Annotated in this window: 18 protein-coding genes; 8 read left to right on the top strand and 10 right to left on the bottom strand. The window is 63.5% G+C overall.

Going from position 1 to position 17,553, the window contains the following annotated elements; translation table 11 throughout:
* Positions 1-13 precede the first annotated feature (13 nt).
* Positions 14-1,324: a DEAD/DEAH box helicase gene (locus ACGYLI_RS05480; protein ID WP_394417868.1), complete on the top strand. Its 1,311-nt coding sequence runs from the start codon at positions 14-16 to the stop codon at positions 1,322-1,324.
* A gap of 92 nt (positions 1,325-1,416) precedes the next feature.
* Positions 1,417-2,304, top strand: coding sequence for a DMT family transporter (locus ACGYLI_RS05475; protein ID WP_394417865.1), 888 nt, complete (start codon positions 1,417-1,419; stop codon positions 2,302-2,304).
* A 2-nt stretch (positions 2,305-2,306) separates the two neighbouring features.
* Here the strand turns inward: ACGYLI_RS05475 and ACGYLI_RS05470 are convergent, their stop codons facing one another.
* From ACGYLI_RS05470 to mazG, 4 genes are all read right to left on the bottom strand, one after another.
* Positions 2,307-3,716: a YdiU family protein gene (locus ACGYLI_RS05470; RefSeq protein WP_394417862.1), complete on the bottom strand. Its 1,410-nt coding sequence runs from the start codon at positions 3,714-3,716 to the stop codon at positions 2,307-2,309.
* Positions 3,716-4,165, bottom strand: a complete 450-nt coding sequence (locus tag ACGYLI_RS05465; RefSeq protein ID WP_067265911.1) for an N-acetyltransferase — start codon at positions 4,163-4,165, stop codon at positions 3,716-3,718. The genes ACGYLI_RS05470 and ACGYLI_RS05465 overlap by 1 nt, the downstream gene beginning before the upstream one ends.
* Entirely contained in the window at positions 4,162-5,103 is a 942-nt protein-coding gene (locus ACGYLI_RS05460; protein WP_394417859.1) for a nucleoside hydrolase, read from the bottom strand. Before ACGYLI_RS05460 ends, ACGYLI_RS05465 begins: the two co-directional genes overlap by 4 nt.
* A 77-nt stretch (positions 5,104-5,180) precedes the next feature.
* Positions 5,181-6,005 carry a nucleoside triphosphate pyrophosphohydrolase gene (gene mazG / locus ACGYLI_RS05455; protein ID WP_394417856.1) on the bottom strand — a complete coding sequence of 275 codons (825 nt, stop codon included), beginning with the start codon at positions 6,003-6,005 and terminating at the stop codon, positions 5,181-5,183.
* A 64-nt stretch (positions 6,006-6,069) separates the two neighbouring features.
* Between mazG and ACGYLI_RS05450 the strand changes: the two genes are divergently transcribed.
* The 3 genes from ACGYLI_RS05450 to ACGYLI_RS05440 all read left to right on the top strand — a co-directional run bounded on the left by ACGYLI_RS05450 (position 6,070) and on the right by ACGYLI_RS05440 (position 8,732).
* Positions 6,070-7,239 (top strand): M20 aminoacylase family protein, encoded by a 1,170-nt coding sequence (locus ACGYLI_RS05450; protein ID WP_394417853.1) that lies wholly within the window; start codon positions 6,070-6,072, stop codon positions 7,237-7,239.
* Entirely contained in the window at positions 7,239-8,204 is a 966-nt protein-coding gene (speB, locus tag ACGYLI_RS05445) for an agmatinase (RefSeq protein ID WP_394417850.1), read from the top strand. Before ACGYLI_RS05450 ends, speB begins: the two co-directional genes overlap by 1 nt.
* 102 nt (positions 8,205-8,306) lie before the next feature.
* Entirely contained in the window at positions 8,307-8,732 is a 426-nt protein-coding gene (locus ACGYLI_RS05440; RefSeq protein ID WP_394417847.1) for a DUF1499 domain-containing protein, read from the top strand.
* Here ACGYLI_RS05440 and ACGYLI_RS05435 read toward each other — a convergent pair.
* Entirely contained in the window at positions 8,670-8,969 is a 300-nt protein-coding gene (locus ACGYLI_RS05435; RefSeq protein WP_394417844.1) for a hypothetical protein, read from the bottom strand. The genes ACGYLI_RS05440 and ACGYLI_RS05435 overlap by 63 nt on opposite strands.
* Positions 8,970-9,029: 60 nt before the next feature.
* On the opposite strand from ACGYLI_RS05435, the gene prfA reads away from it, so the two are divergent.
* From prfA to ACGYLI_RS05420, 3 genes are all read left to right on the top strand, one after another.
* Positions 9,030-10,085, top strand: coding sequence for a peptide chain release factor 1 (gene prfA / locus ACGYLI_RS05430; protein ID WP_394417841.1), 1,056 nt, complete (start codon positions 9,030-9,032; stop codon positions 10,083-10,085).
* Positions 10,082-10,924, top strand: a complete 843-nt coding sequence (gene prmC, locus ACGYLI_RS05425) for a peptide chain release factor N(5)-glutamine methyltransferase (RefSeq protein ID WP_394417838.1) — start codon at positions 10,082-10,084, stop codon at positions 10,922-10,924. Before prfA ends, prmC begins: the two co-directional genes overlap by 4 nt.
* A 208-nt stretch (positions 10,925-11,132) precedes the next feature.
* On the top strand, positions 11,133-11,726 hold the full coding sequence (locus ACGYLI_RS05420; protein WP_394417835.1) for a DUF4167 domain-containing protein: 594 nt from the start codon (positions 11,133-11,135) through the stop codon (positions 11,724-11,726).
* 62 nt (positions 11,727-11,788) lie between these two features.
* Here ACGYLI_RS05420 and ACGYLI_RS05415 read toward each other — a convergent pair whose 3' ends face one another.
* From ACGYLI_RS05415 to ACGYLI_RS05395, 5 genes are read right to left on the bottom strand one after another with little or no spacing between them, the layout of a single operon-like run.
* A complete protein-coding gene (locus tag ACGYLI_RS05415) occupies positions 11,789-12,367 on the bottom strand; it encodes a hypothetical protein (RefSeq protein ID WP_394417832.1) in 579 nt (192 codons plus the stop codon).
* 2 nt (positions 12,368-12,369) lie between these two features.
* The gene (rsmA, locus tag ACGYLI_RS05410; RefSeq protein WP_209217732.1) at positions 12,370-13,212 is read right to left on the bottom strand and encodes a 16S rRNA (adenine(1518)-N(6)/adenine(1519)-N(6))-dimethyltransferase RsmA; all 843 of its coding nucleotides are present in this window, start codon (positions 13,210-13,212) and stop codon (positions 12,370-12,372) included.
* Positions 13,209-14,180, bottom strand: a complete 972-nt coding sequence (gene pdxA, locus ACGYLI_RS05405; protein ID WP_394417829.1) for a 4-hydroxythreonine-4-phosphate dehydrogenase PdxA — start codon at positions 14,178-14,180, stop codon at positions 13,209-13,211. Before pdxA ends, rsmA begins: the two co-directional genes overlap by 4 nt.
* Positions 14,177-15,415, bottom strand: a complete 1,239-nt coding sequence (locus ACGYLI_RS05400) for a peptidylprolyl isomerase (protein WP_394417826.1) — start codon at positions 15,413-15,415, stop codon at positions 14,177-14,179. The genes pdxA and ACGYLI_RS05400 overlap by 4 nt, the downstream gene beginning before the upstream one ends.
* Positions 15,403-17,553 carry an LPS-assembly protein LptD gene (locus ACGYLI_RS05395; protein WP_394417823.1) on the bottom strand — a complete coding sequence of 717 codons (2,151 nt, stop codon included), beginning with the start codon at positions 17,551-17,553 and terminating at the stop codon, positions 15,403-15,405. The genes ACGYLI_RS05400 and ACGYLI_RS05395 overlap by 13 nt, the downstream gene beginning before the upstream one ends.

The raw sequence follows: 17,553 nt of genomic DNA, 5'->3' as shown, positions 1-17,553 counted from the left end.
GGAAAGTGAACGAATGAGCGATTTTGACATGATGGGCCTGCCTGCCAAACTGGTGGCCCGACTGAAAGAGATGGGGCTGAACGAGCCGACCCCGATCCAGAAACAGGCGATCCCCCATGCGCTGAACGGGCGCGACGTGATGGGCCTTGCCCAGACCGGCACCGGCAAGACCGCCGCCTTTGGCGTGCCGCTGCTGGCCCAGATGATGGAGATCGAAGGCCGCCCCGCAGCGCGTTCCGTGCGCGGGCTGGTGCTTGCGCCTACGCGCGAGCTGGCGCAGCAGATCGCCGTGAACCTGCGCGGCTATGCCGAAGGCACGCCGATCAAAGTGGCGATGGTGGTTGGCGGCCAGTCGATCAACACCCAGATCAAACGTCTGGAACGGGGTGTCGATCTGCTGATTGCCACACCGGGCCGTCTGCTGGACTTGCTCGACCGCCGCGCGGTCAAGCTCGACGCAACGACCTTTCTCGTGCTGGATGAGGCCGACCAGATGCTCGACATGGGGTTCATCCATGATCTGCGCAAAATCTCGGACATGATCCCGAAAGAGCGGCAGACGATGCTCTTCTCGGCGACCATGCCCAAGCTGATGAACGAGATCGCCAAAAGCTATCTCAACAGCCCGATCCGCATCGAAGTCTCGCCTCCGGGCAAGGCGGCGGATAAGGTGACGCAAGAGGTGCATTTCATCGCCAAGGCCGAGAAGACCGAACTGCTGAAAGAACTGCTGGCCAAGCACAAGGGCGAACGCGCGCTGGTTTTTGGCCGCACGAAACACGGCTCGGAAAAGCTGATGAAGACGCTGGTCAAGGCCGGGTTTGACGCCGCTTCGATCCATGGCAACAAAAGCCAAGGTCAGCGGGACCGCGCGATTGCAGGGTTCAAGAATGGCGACATTACCGTGCTGGTGGCCACCGATGTGGCGGCGCGGGGTTTGGACATTCCGGATGTGAAGCACGTCTATAACTTCGACCTGCCGAATGTGCCGGACAACTATGTCCACCGCATCGGCCGGACCGCGCGGGCGGGCAAGGACGGGGCCGCCGTGGCCTTCTGCGCCCCCGATGAGATGGGCGAACTGAAGGCGATCCAAAAGACCATGGGTATTTCGATCCCCGTGGCCTCGGGCCGTCCTTGGGAAGTGATTGATGAGCCTGCCAAACCCAAGGGCCGGGGCCGCAGACGCGGTGGTCGCCCCGGTGGTGGTGGCGGTCGTCCCGGTGGCGGCGGCGGTGGTGGTGAAGGCGCAGGCAAGCCGAGCGGCGGGCGCCGTCGCAGGCGTGGCGGCGGCGGCAAGTCGGGCGGCCAGCAGGCGGCCTGAGCCGAGGCACCTCCCTAAGACAGCGAAATGGCGCGCCCGGAAAACCGCGGCGCGCCATTGACTTATCCGATCCGGGCAGCGCTTCTGTCGGGATGGAACGCAAATCACATATCGACACGTTCGGCGCCGTGGCGCTGGTGCTCTTCGCGCTGAACCTCGGCTTTAACCAAGTCGTCATCAAGGTCAGCACTGGCGGCTTCAACCCGGTCTTTCTGGCCGGGCTGCGCTCTCTCGGGGCGGTGTTTTTGCTCCTGATCTGGATGCGGCTGCGAGGCGTCAGCCTGTCGATCCCGCGCGCTGCGCTATGGGGCGGTGTGGCCGCGGGGCTTTTCTTTACGCTAGAGTTTGTCTGCCTGTTCCTCGCGCTCGACCTGACCACGGTCAGCCGCGCCTCGATCCTGCTTTATTCCATGCCGGTCTGGCTTGGCATCGCCGCGCATCTGTGGCTGCCAGGAGAGCGGCTGAGCGGGGCGCGGCTCATCGGCATGGGGCTGGCCATGGGCGGCGTGGTGCTGGCGCTAAGCGATGGCGGAACCGAAGGGGCGCATTGGCTGGGCGATCTTCTGGCGCTTTTCGCAGCACTCTGCTGGGCGGGCATCGCGCTTTGCGTTCGCGTCACGCCGCTGGCCAAGGTGCCGCCCGCGCAGCAACTCATGATGCAACTGGTGATCTCCGCCCCGATCCTTCTGCTGCTTGCGCCGCTTTTTGGCCCCTTGCTGCGCGAGGTGGCCCCTGTGCATCTGGCGGGGCTTGCCTATCAGATCATCGCGGTGGCGAGCTTTGGTTTTCTGGCGTGGTTCTGGCTGCTGACGATCTATCCCGCAGCCTCCGTCGCCTCGTTCAGCTTCCTGTCGCCGGTCTTTGCCGTGCTTCTGGGCTGGCTGATCCTCTCGGAAGAGGTGGGGCTGAGCATCTGGGCCGCATTGCTGCTGGTGGCGGCGGGGATTTACCTGATTAACCGTAAACCCCGCAGCCACTAAGCTCAGGTGCCGCAGAATGTGGCAGGGACGATCTCGTCCTCGGTCGGCGGGCGCTGAAGCTCTGGGTCCGTCTCGACAAAGGGGGTGGCCAGCGCTTTCATCAGCCGCTCGAAAGGGGCCATGTCGCCCGCGACGGCGGCCTCGATCATCTCTTCGATCCGGTGGTTGCGGGGGATCACGGCGGGGTTCGCCGCATTCATCACCGCTTGCGGATCGGGTTCCCCTTCGATCCGCGCGCGCCAGCCTTCGGCCCATGTGTCAAAAGCGTCGCGGTCGGTGAACTGGTCGCGGGCTTGATCCGTAGGAAGGGCACGGAAGGCATTGGTGAAGTCGGCACCATCCTTTTGCATCAGCCCCAGCAATTCGTTGATCAGATCGACATCTTCGGCCCGCGGCGTTGAGATACCAACCTTGGCCGCGAAACGGCGCAGCCATGCGGCTTCGATCAACTCGGGCATGTCATGGACGATCTCAGTGGCCTCTTCGACGGCGCTCTCCTTGTCCTCCATCTGCTGCAAGAGCGAGGTCGCCAGCTGCGCCATGTTCCAGACCACGATCTGCGGCTGGTTTCCATAGGCATAGCGCCCCTGCCGGTCGATGGAGCTAAAGACACGACCCTGATGGAAGGCATCCATAAAGGCGCAAGGGCCATAGTCGATCGTCTCGCCCGAGATGCTGCAATTGTCGGTGTTCATCACGCCGTGGATAAAGCCCACCGACATCCATTGCACCACCAGTTCCGCCTGCGCGGCACAGACCGCGCGCAAAAGGTCAAGCGGGCCATCGGCCTCGGGATAGTGGCGCGCGATGGCATAGTCGGTGAGGGTTTTAAGCGCTTCAGTCTCCCCGCGATGGGCGAAGACCTGAAAGGTGCCGACGCGCAGGTGGCTGGCGGCGACGCGGGTCACGATGGCGCCGGGCAGGGGGCCGCTTTCGCGCAGGATTGGCTCTCCGGTAGCGATGGCGGCCAAGGCGCGTGTGGTCGGCACGCCGAGGGAATGCATCGCTTCGCTTATCAAATATTCGCGCAGCACCGGGCCAACCCATGCCCGGCCATCACCCATCCGCGAATAGGGCGTGGGGCCTGAGCCTTTGAGCTGAATGTCACGGCGCTTGCCGCCCTGATCGACGACTTCCCCCAGCAAAATCGCCCGGCCATCGCCTAGTTGCGGGTTGAAGTTGCCGAATTGATGCCCGGCGTAAAGCTGCGCCAAGGGGTCCGCGCCCTCGGGTACTTCGTTCCCTGCGAAAACCTGCGTAATCTGCGCGGGTTGAGCCCCTTCGATACCCAGTTCTGCCGCCAATGCCGCATTCCACGCCAAAAGCTTGGGCGCTTTTACAGGCGTCGGGCCCAGCCGGGTAAAGAACCCGTCGGGCAGGGCAGCATAGCTGTTATCGAAAGGAATACGCATCACAGGGTCCGGGACATAAGCATGTAATCCTCGCGCGGGCGAAAGCCCGCACGGGTATAGAGTTTCATCGCCGCGGCATTGTTGCGATCCACCTCAAGATGGACGGCCCGCAGCCCGCCCGCCGCCAGCGCCCGGGGCAGCGCGATCAGCGCCTCCGAGGCGATGCCGCGACCCCGCACGCCGGGACGGACGTAAATTTCATCAATGATGGCGTCCAAGCCGCCGAATTCAACCGACCAACCGAAACAGATCACCACATAGCCGATGGGCGCGCGGGGCGGGCCGATCAGATAGGCGGCGCCATGGGGGATGCCATCCAACAGCGGGGCCAGCCCGCGGCGACGCTGTTCATCGCTCATCTCGATCCCCGCTTCGGCGTGGAATGCCGCGACAAGCGCTACAAGCTTGTCGAGATGCTCAGGCGCGCCGAGAGTGAGATGGGCGCTCATAGGCGGGCCAACCTTTCGGTGAGCAGGGCAAAGAACCCATCGGCATCAAGATCGCCTACGAAGAGCGCGTTGGGCGCCCGGTCGGTCACGCGCCACCAGTCGGCGACGGTCATGCCCATTGTCAGTTCCGACTGGGTCTCGATCTCGACATTGATATGACGGCCTTGGAAAAGATCGGGGTTGATCAAATAGGCGGTGACGCAAGGGTCATGCAGGGGCGCGCCTTCGGAGCCGTATTTCTCCTTGTCGAACCGCTCGAAGAAATCGGTCATCTCGGCCACGGCGACGCCGACCTTGGTGCCAAGTGCGCGGAAGGCATCGTTACGCGGTTTGGTGACCAGCGCCTTATGGGTCACATCGAGCGGCATGACGACGATCGGAATGCCGGATTTAAAAACGATATCAGCGGCATGGGGGTCGACGTAAATGTTGAATTCCGCCGTGGGCGTGATGTTGCCCCCCTCGAAATAGCCGCCGCCCATCAGCACGATCTCTTGCACCTTCTCGGCGATGTCGGGCGCCTTTTGCAGGGCGGTTGCGACATTGGTCAACGGCCCCAAGGGGCAAAGGGTTACGCTACCTGCGGGATGGGCGCGGACCTGTTCGATGATGAAATCCACCCCATGCCCTTCGGCCAGCGGCATGGTGGGGTCGGGCAGGTCGGGTCCGTCGAGGCCAGTCTTGCCATGCACATGTTCCGCCGTCACCAGATCACGCCCCAGCGGGCGATCGCAACCGGCGAAAACCTTCACATCACTGCGCCCCGCCAACTCGCAAACGATCCGCGCGTTCTTCGAGGTCAGATCCAGCGGCACATTGCCCGCCACACAGGTGATGCCGAGAACGTCGATCTCTTCGGGGCTTGCTAGCGCGAGGAGGATCGCGACGGCGTCGTCTTGGCCGGGGTCGGTGTCGATGATGATTTTGCGCGGGGTCATGGGCTTACTTTCGTCAAATTGCTTGGGGCAGAGCCTTGCCGGAGGGGCGGGTCTTTGTCCAGCCGCTGCCCGGGGGATTAGCCGCGTTCCGCCAGTTTCACCGCCTCCCACAGCGCGTCCATCTCGGCCAGATCACTGTCTTGCGGGGTTTTGCCCATGGCGGCGAGCCGGGCCTCGACCCCTTCGAAACGGCGGGTGAATTTGGCATTGGCGGCGCGCAGAGCGGCTTCCGGGTCAAGGCCCAGATGGCGGCCCAGATTGGCCATGACGAAGAGCAGATCGCCATATTCCTCCTCGACCTCCGCTTGGCTTAGCTGGTCCTTCGCCTCGACCAATTCGGCAGCCTCTTCGGTAATCTTGTCGAGCACCTGCGTCGTCTCAGGCCAGTCAAAACCCACACGCGCCGCGCGTTTTTGAAGCTTCATCGCCCGCAACAGCGCAGGCAGGCCGATCGCCACCCCGTCCAAGGTGCCCCCCTGTGCCTTGCCCGCGCGTTCGGCGGCTTTGATCTTTTCCCAATCGGCGGTCTGCTGTTCGGCGCTCTTGTCGCGGGATTCGTCGCTAAAGACATGCGGATGCCGCGCTACCATCTTATCGCTGATGTTGCGCACCACGGATTGAAAGGTGAAATGCCCCGCTTCTTCACCCATCGCCGTGTGATAGACCGATTGCAGCAGCAGATCGCCCAATTCCCCCTCAAGCTCGCCCCAATCACGCCGGGCGATGGCATCGGCGACTTCATAAGCCTCTTCAATGGTATAGGGGGCGATGCTGTCGAAATCTTGCTCGATATCCCAGGGGCAGCCCGTCTCGGGGTCGCGCAGGCGGCGCATGATTTCGAGCAACCGTTCGATCCCGGCATCTGAATCGTGAATGAGATCGGCTTTTGTGTTGTCCGGCATTGCAGGCCCCGTATGTCTGGTGTCAGATGCACCCTGACCAAACCAACCCCAAGGAGTCCAGCCCATGCCCGTGGTGAACCGCATCAACGCCTTTGCGGAGGATATGACAGCATGGCGGCGCCATTTGCACGGGATTCCCGAATTGGCGTTCGACTGCCATGAGACGGCGGCTTTCGTGGCCGAGCGGCTGCGCGCGTTTGGTGTGGATGAGCTGCACGAGGGCATCGCGACGACCGGTATCGTGGCGATCATCGAAGGGCAGGGCGAAGGCCCGACCATCGGCCTGCGCGCCGATATGGATGCGCTGCCGATCCAAGAGGCATCGGGCAAGGAATATGCCAGCACGCGAGAGGGCAAGATGCATGCCTGCGGCCATGACGGGCACACCACCATGCTTCTGGGCGCGGCGCGATATCTGGCCGAGACACGCAATTTCGCGGGCCGGGTGGCGCTGATCTTTCAACCCGCCGAAGAGGCGGGCGGCGGCGCGGGCGTGATGGTCGAAGAAGGCATCATGGAGCGTTTCCAAATCGCGCAGGTCTACGGGATCCACAACGCGCCCGGCTTTGACGAAGGCGCATTCTATACCACGCCGGGGCCGATCATGGCGGCGGTGGATGAATTCCACATTCATATCAAGGGCAAGGGCGGTCATGGCGCGATGCCCCATGAGAGCCGCGACCCCGTTGTGGCGGCCTGCGGCATCGCCACTGCGATCCAGACTATCGTCAGCCGCAACCATGTCGCGGCGCAGGATTTAGTCGTCTCAGTCACGCAGATTCACACCGGCACCGCCGATAACATCATCCCTGAGACGGCCTATATCAACGGCACCGTGCGCACCTTTGACCGTGAGGTGCAAGCCATGGTCATGCGCCGGATGCAGCAGATCGTGGACGGGCAGGCGGCGAGCTATGACGTCACCGCCGAGTTGGACTATGAGGTCGGCTATCCCGCCACGGTCAATGATCCGGCCAAGGCCGAGGCCGCCATCGCGGCAGCGACCGAGGTGGTGGGCGCGGCCCAAGTGCACGGCGATTATGGCCGCGAGATGGGTGCGGAGGATTTCAGCTTCATGCTTGAAAAACGCCCCGGTGCCTATCTCTTCCTCGGGGCCGGGGAAGGCGCAGGGCTGCACCACCCGGAATACGACTTCAACGACGAGATCGCGCCGCTTGGCGCATCCTTTTTCGCCCGTATCGTTGAGCGGGCACAGCCAGCAGGAGGCAACTAATGGCATTGGAAGACGCGGCCAAACAGATGGATATGGCCTTTACCCGCGAGGACCTCAAAGGGCCGAGCTATGAGTTGACCTTTGGCGGGGCGACCTCCTTCCTGCGACGGAAATACACTAAGGATCTGACCGGCGTCGACATCGCGGTAACAGGCGTGCCCTTCGATCAAGCGGTGACCAACCGCCCCGGCACGCGCCTTGGCCCCCGCGCCATCCGCGAGGCCAGCGCGCTGCAAGCGCCCGATGCGCCCTATGGCTGGGATTTCGACGTGCTCAGCGAATTCGCCATCGCGGATTACGGCGATCTGGCCTTCGACTATGGTCATGTCAGCCAGTTTCCCGCCGCCCTGACGGCCCATATCAAGACCATTCTGGATGCCGGTGCGGCTTCTGTCGTGCTGGGCGGGGATCACTATATCTCATTCCCGATCCTCAAGGCCTATGCGGAAAAATACGGGCCCATCAGTCTGTTACAGTTCGATGCGCATACGGATACTTGGCAAGATGACGACATGGACCGGATCGATCACGGGACGATGTTCTACAAAGCCGTGAAGTCCGGCATCGTCGACCCGTCGACCAGCGTGCAGGTCGGCATTCGCACCACCAATGAGGACACGATGGGCGTCAATATCATCGACGCGCGTGAGGTGCATGAGAAAGGGCCGCAGGCCACCGTTGCCAAGATCAAGGAGATCCTCGGCGATCGCCCCTGCTATCTGACCTTTGACATCGACGCGCTTGATCCGGCCTTTGCCCCCGGCACCGGCACCCCGGTGTGGGGCGGGCTGACCTCGGCGCAGGCGTCGATCATGCTGCGCGATCTGGCGGGGATCAACATCATGGGCGGTGACGTGGTTGAGGTCTCTCCGCCCTTCGACACCACTGGGGCCACAGCGATCGCGGGCGCGCATGTCGCGACCGAGATTCTGTCACTGCTGGGTCACCGCATGAGAACGGCGTGAGCGAAAGCCACGACATCAACCGCCGGTCCGTCGAAACGCGGGCCGGCCTGCTTAATGCGACCTCTGTCGCCCTTGACCGCCGAGTTTTGAAAGGTGTTTAAAATGCTGTTCTGGATCATCGTGATCGCCCTCGTCGCCTTGGTGGCCTATATCCGCCTTGCGCCCATCGACACCGCGCGTTGGCATGCGCAGGCCGACGGGCAGAAGATGGGCAAGACCCAAGGCACCAACAGCTATATCTGGCGCGTGCCCGTCGAGGGCGACGGGGCCGAGACCTTGGCCCAGCTTGACCGGGTGATCCTGCAAACCCCGCGCACCGAAGTCGTCGCCGGATCGCTTGCCGAGGGGCAGGTCACCTATGTCACCCGCACCAAATTGATGGGCTATCCCGATTTAACCACCATCGGCGTCTACGGAGACGCGCCGCGCTATGTCGAGGTCTATGGCCGCTCGCGGTTTGGCCGGTCAGATCTGGGGGTCAACGCCAAGCGGGTCAACGAATGGCTCGATCAGATCGAGGCGCGATGACAGGCAACCCTGCTGCACCTCGCGCCACATCGGCACGTTGAGCGACATCTGGCATTGCGCCATGAACATGCGCCCATCCACTTGTAGGCAAATCGTCTCACCCAGTTCCACCCGGGCGCCGCTGCTGTTGGTGCAATAGCAATCAATCGTCTTGCCGCCCGGTGCTTTGACATCCGCAAGGGCAGGGTGCAGGGCCGTCAGGCCCATAAGGCAGATGAGCGGCATAAGACGTGTCATACCCCATGATAGCACAAGCCGCCTCTTGACCAAAGCATTTGCATAAGCGACAGGAACCCCATGATCCCGATGCACCGCCTCGCGCAAATCTCGCAACGCTTCCAGTTTCTGGAGGCCAGCATGTCTGCGGGCTCCGATGGGGCCGATTTTGCAGCCCTCGCCAAAGAATACAGCGATCTCAAGCCGGTGGTCGATCAGATCGAGCTATACCAGCGGCTCCAGCGCGACCTTGAAGAGGCCGAGTTGATGCTGAAAGACCCCGAAATGGCCGAGCTTGCGCGGGAGGAGCTGCCCCGTCTGCGCGCCCGCCTGCCGGAGGTCGAACAGGGGTTGCAACTGGCACTTCTGCCGCGCGACGCGGCGGATGCGAAACCCGCGATGTTGGAGATCCGCCCCGGCACGGGCGGCGATGAGGCGGCGCTTTTCGCCGGTGACCTGCTGCGCATGTACCAACGCTATGCCGAAGCACAGGGCTGGGGGTTTGACCTGATCGAAAGCCAGATGACCGAACTCGGCGGCGTGAAAGAGGTCGTGGCCCATATCACCGGTCAGAACGTCTTTGCCCGGCTTAAGTTCGAAAGCGGCGTGCACCGCGTGCAGCGCGTGCCCACCACCGAAAGCGGCGGGCGCATCCATACTTCGGCGGCGACCGTGGCGGTGCTGCCCGAGGCCCAGGATGTGGATATCGAGATCAACGAAATTGACCTGCGGATCGACACGATGCGCTCTTCGGGCGCGGGCGGCCAGCACGTCAACACCACCGATTCCGCCGTGCGGATCACCCATATCCCGACCGGGATCGTCGTTACCTCGTCGGAGAAGTCCCAGCACCGCAACCGCGACAAGGCGATGCAGGTGCTTAAAGCGCGGCTCTATGATATGGAGCGCAGCCGGATGGACAGCGAGCGCTCTGCCGACCGCGCAGCGCAGGTGGGCTCCGGTGACCGCTCTGAGCGGATCCGCACCTATAATTTCCCCCAAGGTCGTATGACGGACCATCGGATCAACCTGACGCTATACCGGCTCGAAGCCGTGATGCAGGGCGATCTGGATGAGATCGTCGATGCGCTGACTGCTGACGCCCAAGCGCGGCAATTGGCGGAGATGGAGGGGTGAGGCCTCAGACCGCCGCCCAAGCTATGGCCGCCGCCGCCGGACGGCTGCGTGCCGCCGGTGTGCCCGATCCGGCGCGGGATGCGCGGCTGTTGCTCGCCCATGCCGCCGCCGTCGATGCCGCCCGCGTGACCCTCATCGCGCCCGAGGAAATCGCCCCCGAGGTTGCAGAACGCTTTGACCAGCTCATCTCCCTGCGCGCCGTGCGCGTGCCGGTCTCGCAACTCATTGGCCGGCGGGCCTTTTATGGCCGCGATTTCGCGATCAGCCGCGATGTGCTCGACCCGCGGCCCGAGACGGAGACCCTGATCGACCTTGCGCTCAGCAAGGATTTCACCCGCATTCTGGACCTCGGCACCGGCTCGGGCTGTATCCTCGTCACCCTGCTGGCCGAACGGGCGGCGGCGACGGGGCTGGGCGTGGACCTCTCGGAAGCTGCCTGCCTTCAGGCCAGCGCCAATGCGGTGCAGCACGGGGTGGCCGACCGCACCGATATCCGGCAGTCCGATTGGTTCAGAGCCGTTGAGGGGCGGTTTGACCTGATCCTGTCGAACCCGCCTTATTTGGCCGCTGAGGAAATGGCCGATGTCTCACCGGAATTGCGCCAGCATGAGCCGGAAATGGCGCTGACTGACGGCCAAGACGGGCTGAGCATCTACCGCATCATCGCCGCCGAGGCGCAAGGCTACCTCACGGCTCAAGGCCGCGTCATGGTCGAAATCGGCTGGCAACAGGGCGAAGCCGTGCAGGAAATCTTTGCCGCGGCGGGCTGGGGTCGGGTCACGCTGGCGCATGATCTCGATGGGCGGCCAAGGGTCATTTCAGCCGATAAACCGGCGTGAAATCGCGAAAAAACCGCCATTTGGCGGGCTAAGTGGCAGTTTCTTCTTGCCCAAGCCTTTCTGGCATGGTTAGTCAGGGGTGTTGCAGCGGTGGATGCCACAGGCGGTCCCGCGCGGCACTATGCCCAACATATCGCTTAGGCCGGGTTCAAGACGTGCTTTGCACCCCCGGTGAACGACACACAGCACACAAGGCTGACATCATTCCATGAATTCTCCCAGATCACGCTCCCGGTCGAAGAATAACCGCAAACGCTCGTCGCAAGGTGGCGGCGGCAATGTCGTCAACCGTGTTTTCGACAGCTCCGGCCCCGAGGGCAAGGTGCGCGGCACGCCGCAGCAGGTTATCGAGAAATACAACCAACTGGCCCGCGATGCCCAGTTGAGCAATGACCGTGTGGCCGCCGAGAACTTTCAACAGCACGCCGAACACTACCTGCGCCTGCTGAGCGAGGCACAGCGCGAAGTGGACCAGCGCCGCGAGGAGCAAGAGCGCCAGAACCGTGAGCGTCAGGCCGAGCGGGATCGTGAGCGCGCCGAGCGTCAGGAGCGTGAAGCACAGCAGGGCGGCCAGTCGCAGGGCGAGCAGCCGAAAGCCGACAAACAGCCCGAGCAGCAAGAGCCCGCGCAGCAGCAGGCCGAGGCCGAGACGAACAGCGAAGAGAGCACGCTGGTCGACACGCCCGAGAGCAAGCCCAAGCCGAAACGCGCCCCGCGCCGCAAGCCCAAGCCGAAAGCGGCAGAGGCACAGCCCCAGGAGGGTGGCGACAGCAAGAGCGACACCGCAAAGGTCGCAGAATAAGAAAAGCCCCGCGATTTGCGGGGCTTTTTCGTAAGCGGTGATGGTGGCAGCGCGGGCCAGATTTACCCTTCCATCCCCGCCTGCACATATCTGATCCGCCCGTTGCGCCGCAGCACCTCTTCGCGCGGCGCCCAGTCATACCGCGGGTCGCTGGTGACAGGCGACCAGAACAGCTCACCCCCGCGCCGCCAAGGGTCAAGGACAAGCCCCGCCTGCATCGGTGTCCCGGCGGCTGAGATGATGGCCGTGGAATGATCCAGCAGAATCCGCGAGTCGCCATTGGCGATGGCGCGGTGCAGGTCGAGCGTGACGAATCCCTCGGCCTTGAGCCGCTTCTCCAGATCCTCCGCCCAATGCCAACACAGTCCGCGCGGCTTGCTGCCGTTGTTGACCTTCACGTTGTGGATCAGCGGCGGGTCGGTGATCTGATAGGCGATCGCCAGTTCATGGGTATGCCGGTAGGCGATCCGCGCGGCACGGGCGGCCTCTTCGGGATTTACCTCCGAAGAAAGGTCTTCGATGGCGCGAGCGAGTTCCGCGATTTCGCCCTCGGTGCCCATAGGCGGTGGACCGATGCGCGGCAGGGCGCAGGCGGAAAGCCCCAGCAACAGGGCAAAGACGAGCAATAGTCGGTAGAACATGGTTACCCCTTGGCAATCTCGCGGGCGAGGGCGCAGAACCCCTCAAGCGGCACCTGTTCGGCGCGGTCGGTGGGTTTCAGCCCCGCGGCGGTCAAACGGTCCTCGATATCCGGCGCGGCGCCTTTGAGCGCCGAGCGCAGCATCTTGCGCCGCTGGTTGAAGGCCATCGCGACCACATGGCTCAGCACCTTCGGATCGGCGGGGAAGCGCGGCTCGGGCAGGGCGGTCAGATGCACCACGCTCGACGAGACCTTGGGCGGCGGGGTGAAGGCGCCCGGCGGCAATTGCATCACGATCCGCGCGTCGCTGCGCCACTGCGCCAGCACGGCCAGCCGCCCATAGGCTTTCGACCCCGGCTGCGCCACGATCCGCTCCGCCACCTCGCGCTGGAACATCAACGTGAGGCTTTGCCAGAAGGGTGGCCACTCGGGCGGGGTGAGCCAACGGACCAGCAGTTCGGTCCCGACGTTATAGGGCAGGTTGGCGGCCACACGGATGGGCGGGGTCAGATGGCTCAGCGGGTCGATCTCAAGCGCGTCGCCTTCGATCACCGTCAGGCGTCCGGGGTAATGTTCCGCCACCTCGGCCAGCGCGGGCAGGCAGCGGCGGTCCTTTTCGATCGCCAGAACATGACGCGCGCCTTCGGCCAGCAGACCACGGGTCAGGCCACCGGGGCCGGGGCCGATCTCCAACACGTCGCAATCGGCCATATCCCCCGCTTGCCGCGCGATCTTGGCCGTGAGGTTCAGATCCAGCAGAAAGTTCTGGCCGAGGGACTTCCGCGCGGCCAATTCGTGGGTGTTGATCACCTCGCGCAGCGGCGGGAGATTGTCGATTGCACTCATGTCTTCCCCATCTGCCATGCCAATTTGATCGCTTCGATCATGCTGGTCGGGTTGGCGCGCCCTTGGCCCGCGATGTCAAAGGCGGTGCCGTGATCGGGCGAGGTGCGCACAAAGGGCAGCCCCAGCGTCACATTCACGCCCCGGTCGAAATCCAAGGTCTTGATCGGGATCAGCGCTTGGTCGTGATACATCGCCACCGCCGCGTCATAGCCATCGCGGGCGCGAGCGTGGAACATCGTATCGGCAGGCAACGGCCCGGTCAGCGCAAAGCCTTCGCCCTGCATCTCAAGGATCAGCGGCGCGATCCAGTCAATCTCTTGCCGGCCCATGCTGCCGCCTTCGCCCGCGTGCGGGTTCAGCCCGGCGACGGCAATGCGGGGGCGGGCGATGCCAAAGCGGTTTTGCAATTCCTGCGCGGTGATCTCAATCGTGCGGCGCAGGCCCGAAGGGGTCAGCGCCTGCGGTACCTGATCCAGCGCGATATGGATCGTGGCGGGCACGACGCGCAATTGATCAGAGGCGAGCATCATCACCACGTCGTCGACGCCTGCCAGCGCTGCGAGGTATTCGGTATGGCCCGGATAGGCGAACCCGGCCCCGTCTTGCAGCGCCTTCTTGTGGATCGGCGCGGTGCAGATGCCGGAGACCACGCCCGTCTGCACCAGATCGACCGCGCGGGCAATCACGTCGATCACCCCCTGCGCATGGCCGGGCTGCGGCACGCCGGACAGGGCGGCGCTGTCAAAAGGGTGGGCCATCACGGGGAGCGCGTCGGCACTGGGCGCGCTCACCTCAACCGGGCTGTCGATCACGCGGTGCGGGACATCCTGCGGCAGATGACGCGGGTCGCCGATCCAGACCATCGGGATATCATTCGAGAGGGCCGCCCAAGCGCGGGCGGCGATCTCGGGGCCGATCCCGGCGGGTTCACCGCATGTGATGGCCACCGGCCGGGACGGGCGGCTCATTGGCGGGTGATACGGGCTTCGGCGCGGGCCTGTTCCAGCAGCTGTGTGGCATAGCCCTCAAGCTTGCGCTGCCGGATCGAACTGACCACCGCCTCGCGGTTGACATCGGCATTGGCCGCCGTGGTGCGGTTGCAAAGCATCAGGAAGACCAAAGTCTCACCATTGGCACGGGTCAGCGCGGTGGAGACTTCGCCGGGATCGAGTTTCGCCAGTTCAATGGCCACGTCCTGCGGGATCTCGGCGGGGGCCTTGGTACCACGGTCCAGCACGTTGGCGGGCTGGCCCTTGGCCACGCCATAGAGGTCGTCACATTGATCCACCTGACCGCGCAGCTGTGCCGCGCGCGACAGGGCGGCCTCGGACCGGCCACCGGGGATGTAATAAGCGGCATAATCGATTTCGGAATACTCGACGCTCGGCTTGCCGGTCTCTTCGATGCCGCGCAGTTGGAACAGGGCCACGGCATTGGGGATCGGCAGCGGCGCTGTCACCTCACCCGGGGCGAGGGCCAAGAGGATGGGCCGCAGGCTGGCGGGCAGTTTTTCAAGCGGTGTCCAAGGCATCCGGCCCCCGCGCCCGCGCGAGGCGGTGGCGGAATGCTTGCTGGCATAGGACGAGAATTCGGCCTCAGAGCGGCTTTCCGAAATGCGTTCGGCCAGCGCGTTCACCTGACCGGCATTCTGCGGCGGGGCGGGAATGATGATCTCCGACAACAGCACGCGCAGACCGTTATTGCCCCGGCTGCTGCCAAGCGCGCGGTCGACCTCTTCGTCGGTGATGTTAACCCGGCCATTATAGCGCGCGCGAATAAGATCACGCCATGCGGCGCTGATCACGATGAAATCGCGAAACGTCTCTTCGGAAATCTGCGCTTGGCCCAGCACTTTCAGAAACTCCTCGGTCGTCAGATCCGCGCGGCTGGCAAATTCTGCCATGCCGGATCGAATGCCCTCGGGGGTAACTTCAAGCCCGGCTTGATCAAGGATCTGCCCACGCAGGCGGTCGTCGATCAGACTGTCGATCACGCTGTCGGTATCGGCCCCGGGCGCGCCGATCAGCTGCATGAAACGCTGGCGCTGCTGCACTTCGTAGCCGGTGATCACCTCGTCATTGACACGGGCCACAGGCGCAAAGAGGTTCTGCGCCGCGGCGGATTGGCCGATGACCAGAGCAAGGGCGAGTGCCGCAGTGCCACGGATCCCGGTGCGGACGGTCTGTTTCGTTACTTCCCACATGAGCGTACGTATCTTTCTGTTCCGGTGTTTGCGGCAAAGCCCCTGAGGCCGATGTTAAAACCGATATCCGTTGAGGGCTCAACACTTGTTGAGGATGAATAGCTGCGGTTCACCGAAAGGTCGACCTGCACGCATTCATTGTTGTAGCTCAGGCCAAGACCCGCCGTCGCGGCGCGTTCGTCAGCAAGGTCGAACCGCCATTCGGCGGAGGCCTGCCACTGGCTGTTGATCGAATAGCTGCCGTCGAAGGTGATCTCAGACACGTCTTCGTTGCGATCCTCGGCAGCGTCTTCATGCAGCCAGACATAGCTGCCCGAGATCTGCCCGCGCTTGAAATCCCAGACCCCGCGCAGCTCGGCCTTGGCGACTTCGAAATCATCATCGACAAGCCCGCGCCCGATGAGCGCCAGACCATTGTCGCTGCGCAATTGCCCGGCCAGCAGGAAATCGGAATAGGTGCCCTGCAGGCCTGAGCTAAAGCTAAAGGCATCATCCGCATCGGCGCGGATCACCTGACCGAAAGACAGGCTGGCATCCATGCCATTGGGATCGAGCCGCGCCCAATTCACCCCGATGGCCGCCACGGCACCCCGTTCGCGCCGGTCGGGCCGGGGGAAGCGGCTGAGCGACAGAAGGTTGCCCTCATCATACTCCACCAGCGTGCTTTCCTCATTCGGAATGTCGAGCCGATCACCGCCGGTCCAACCCAATTGCACCAGCGGTTCAAGCTGTTGCACCACGCCTGCGGCCTCCCGGCGCTGCATGGGGTAGCGCATGGTGACGGCAGCATGGGGCACGAGGTCGGAGTAGCGCCCGTCATAGACCGCATCCTGCGCGATGTTGAACAAACCAAAGCTCGCCCCCGCTTCGACGTCGGTCACCAGACCATTGCCGAAGGTAAAACGCCGCAGCCAAGCGGCCTCCCCGTTAAGCCGCGACACATCGCGCCCGTCGGCTTCGCCATCCCCATTACCATCGGTGCTGAGGTCCGACGACCGGCGGTGGCTATGGGCCTCAAGCGTCAGGCGGAGTTCGCCGCCCACGGAAGTCGGGAAATAGCGCCGCTGGAATTCACCATCCAAGACCAGGTTGGGCAGCAGATCATTGTCCTCACCATCGCGGAGCGATTGGTAGTTCAGCAGGGTTGCCCGCATATACTCATCGCGCCGCGCGCGGCTGACGGTCAATTCGCTGGTCAGACGGTCCTTGCCCGAATAGCCATAGTCGCTGAGATAGGAACTGTCGCTCGTGGTCTCGATATCGAAATACAGTTTGTAGTCGCGCCGCAGATCGAAACTGCCGGTGCCAAAGAGGTAGCCACGGGTTTTGCCGGGGTCCAATTCATCATCGGTGATCGCCCCTTCGAACTCGATCCGCCCCGAAACGAAAGCCTGACGGTAGCGGAACTCAAGCGTGCGGGTTTCGGCGGAAAGATAGGGCGTCAGCGTCAGATCGCGGTGATCGCCGATCTTGATGAAATAGGGCAGTTTCAGCCCCACGCCCAATTGCGAGGTCGAGCGGACCGTGGGCGCGAGAAAGCCAGTCGCGCGGTCCAATGTGGGGTCGGGCAGGCGCAGGCGGGGCAGATAGGCAATGGGCACGTTCTTGATCCGGAACTGCGCCTCGTCAAAGTAAAGCTGCTGCGCCAATTGATCATGCACCACCCGTTTCGCGCGGATTTGCCAGAGCGGCGTTTCGCCATCTTCGCAGACTTTGCAAGAGGTTACGGCGGCTTTGTAAAGTTGGCTATAACGCCCTTCGACCCGGTTGATCTGCACGGCGGCAAGCTGCAACTGCTGCTCAAGGATCATCCGCGCGCCGCGCAAAAGGCCGGACTGCAAACCCACATCAAGTGAGGCCGCATCGGCGAGGATCGTGGTATTCTCCCCCTCAGACAGCACGATCGGCCCTTCGATGCTGAGCGCGCCCGTGGCCTGATCATAGCGGATCGCCGTGGCGCGCAGCCGCGTCTCCCCCTGGAAGGCTTCGACATTTCCTTGCGCGACCAAGACCTTATCGCGTGTAATGAAGACCTGATCGGCCACCAGAACGGCGGGGCGGTCGCTGGCAGGCGCGGTCTGGGCGGCAAGGCTCAGAGGCGCGAATGAAAGGGCAAGTCCAACAAGGGCCGCGCGCAT

It is taken from the genome of Sulfitobacter sp. 1A13421, from assembly GCF_043557285.1.
Taxonomy (GTDB): domain Bacteria; phylum Pseudomonadota; class Alphaproteobacteria; order Rhodobacterales; family Rhodobacteraceae; genus Sulfitobacter; species Sulfitobacter faviae.
The sequence above is the reverse complement of the archived record's forward strand: the minus strand, read 5'-3'. Positions and strand labels throughout refer to the sequence as shown.

Bases quoted from the DNA above. Each gene is read 5' to 3' on its own strand.
- ACGYLI_RS05480 (WP_394417868.1), top strand. From the start codon at position 14: ATGAGCGATTTTGACATGATGGGCCTGCCTGCCAAACTGGTGGCCCGA.
- ACGYLI_RS05475 (WP_394417865.1), top strand. From the start codon at position 1,417: ATGGAACGCAAATCACATATCGACACGTTCGGCGCCGTGGCGCTGGTG.
- ACGYLI_RS05470 (WP_394417862.1), bottom strand. From the start codon at position 3,716: ATGCGTATTCCTTTCGATAACAGCTATGCTGCCCTGCCCGACGGGTTC.
- ACGYLI_RS05465 (WP_067265911.1), bottom strand. From the start codon at position 4,165: ATGAGCGCCCATCTCACTCTCGGCGCGCCTGAGCATCTCGACAAGCTT.
- ACGYLI_RS05460 (WP_394417859.1), bottom strand. From the start codon at position 5,103: ATGACCCCGCGCAAAATCATCATCGACACCGACCCCGGCCAAGACGAC.
- mazG (WP_394417856.1), bottom strand. From the start codon at position 6,005: ATGCCGGACAACACAAAAGCCGATCTCATTCACGATTCAGATGCCGGG.
- ACGYLI_RS05450 (WP_394417853.1), top strand. From the start codon at position 6,070: ATGCCCGTGGTGAACCGCATCAACGCCTTTGCGGAGGATATGACAGCA.
- speB (WP_394417850.1), top strand. From the start codon at position 7,239: ATGGCATTGGAAGACGCGGCCAAACAGATGGATATGGCCTTTACCCGC.
- ACGYLI_RS05440 (WP_394417847.1), top strand. From the start codon at position 8,307: ATGCTGTTCTGGATCATCGTGATCGCCCTCGTCGCCTTGGTGGCCTAT.
- ACGYLI_RS05435 (WP_394417844.1), bottom strand. From the start codon at position 8,969: ATGACACGTCTTATGCCGCTCATCTGCCTTATGGGCCTGACGGCCCTG.
- prfA (WP_394417841.1), top strand. From the start codon at position 9,030: ATGATCCCGATGCACCGCCTCGCGCAAATCTCGCAACGCTTCCAGTTT.
- ACGYLI_RS05420 (WP_394417835.1), top strand. From the start codon at position 11,133: ATGAATTCTCCCAGATCACGCTCCCGGTCGAAGAATAACCGCAAACGC.
- ACGYLI_RS05415 (WP_394417832.1), bottom strand. From the start codon at position 12,367: ATGTTCTACCGACTATTGCTCGTCTTTGCCCTGTTGCTGGGGCTTTCC.
- rsmA (WP_209217732.1), bottom strand. From the start codon at position 13,212: ATGAGTGCAATCGACAATCTCCCGCCGCTGCGCGAGGTGATCAACACC.
- pdxA (WP_394417829.1), bottom strand. From the start codon at position 14,180: ATGAGCCGCCCGTCCCGGCCGGTGGCCATCACATGCGGTGAACCCGCC.
- ACGYLI_RS05400 (WP_394417826.1), bottom strand. From the start codon at position 15,415: ATGTGGGAAGTAACGAAACAGACCGTCCGCACCGGGATCCGTGGCACT.
- ACGYLI_RS05395 (WP_394417823.1), bottom strand. From the start codon at position 17,553: ATGCGCGCGGCCCTTGTTGGACTTGCCCTTTCATTCGCGCCTCTGAGC.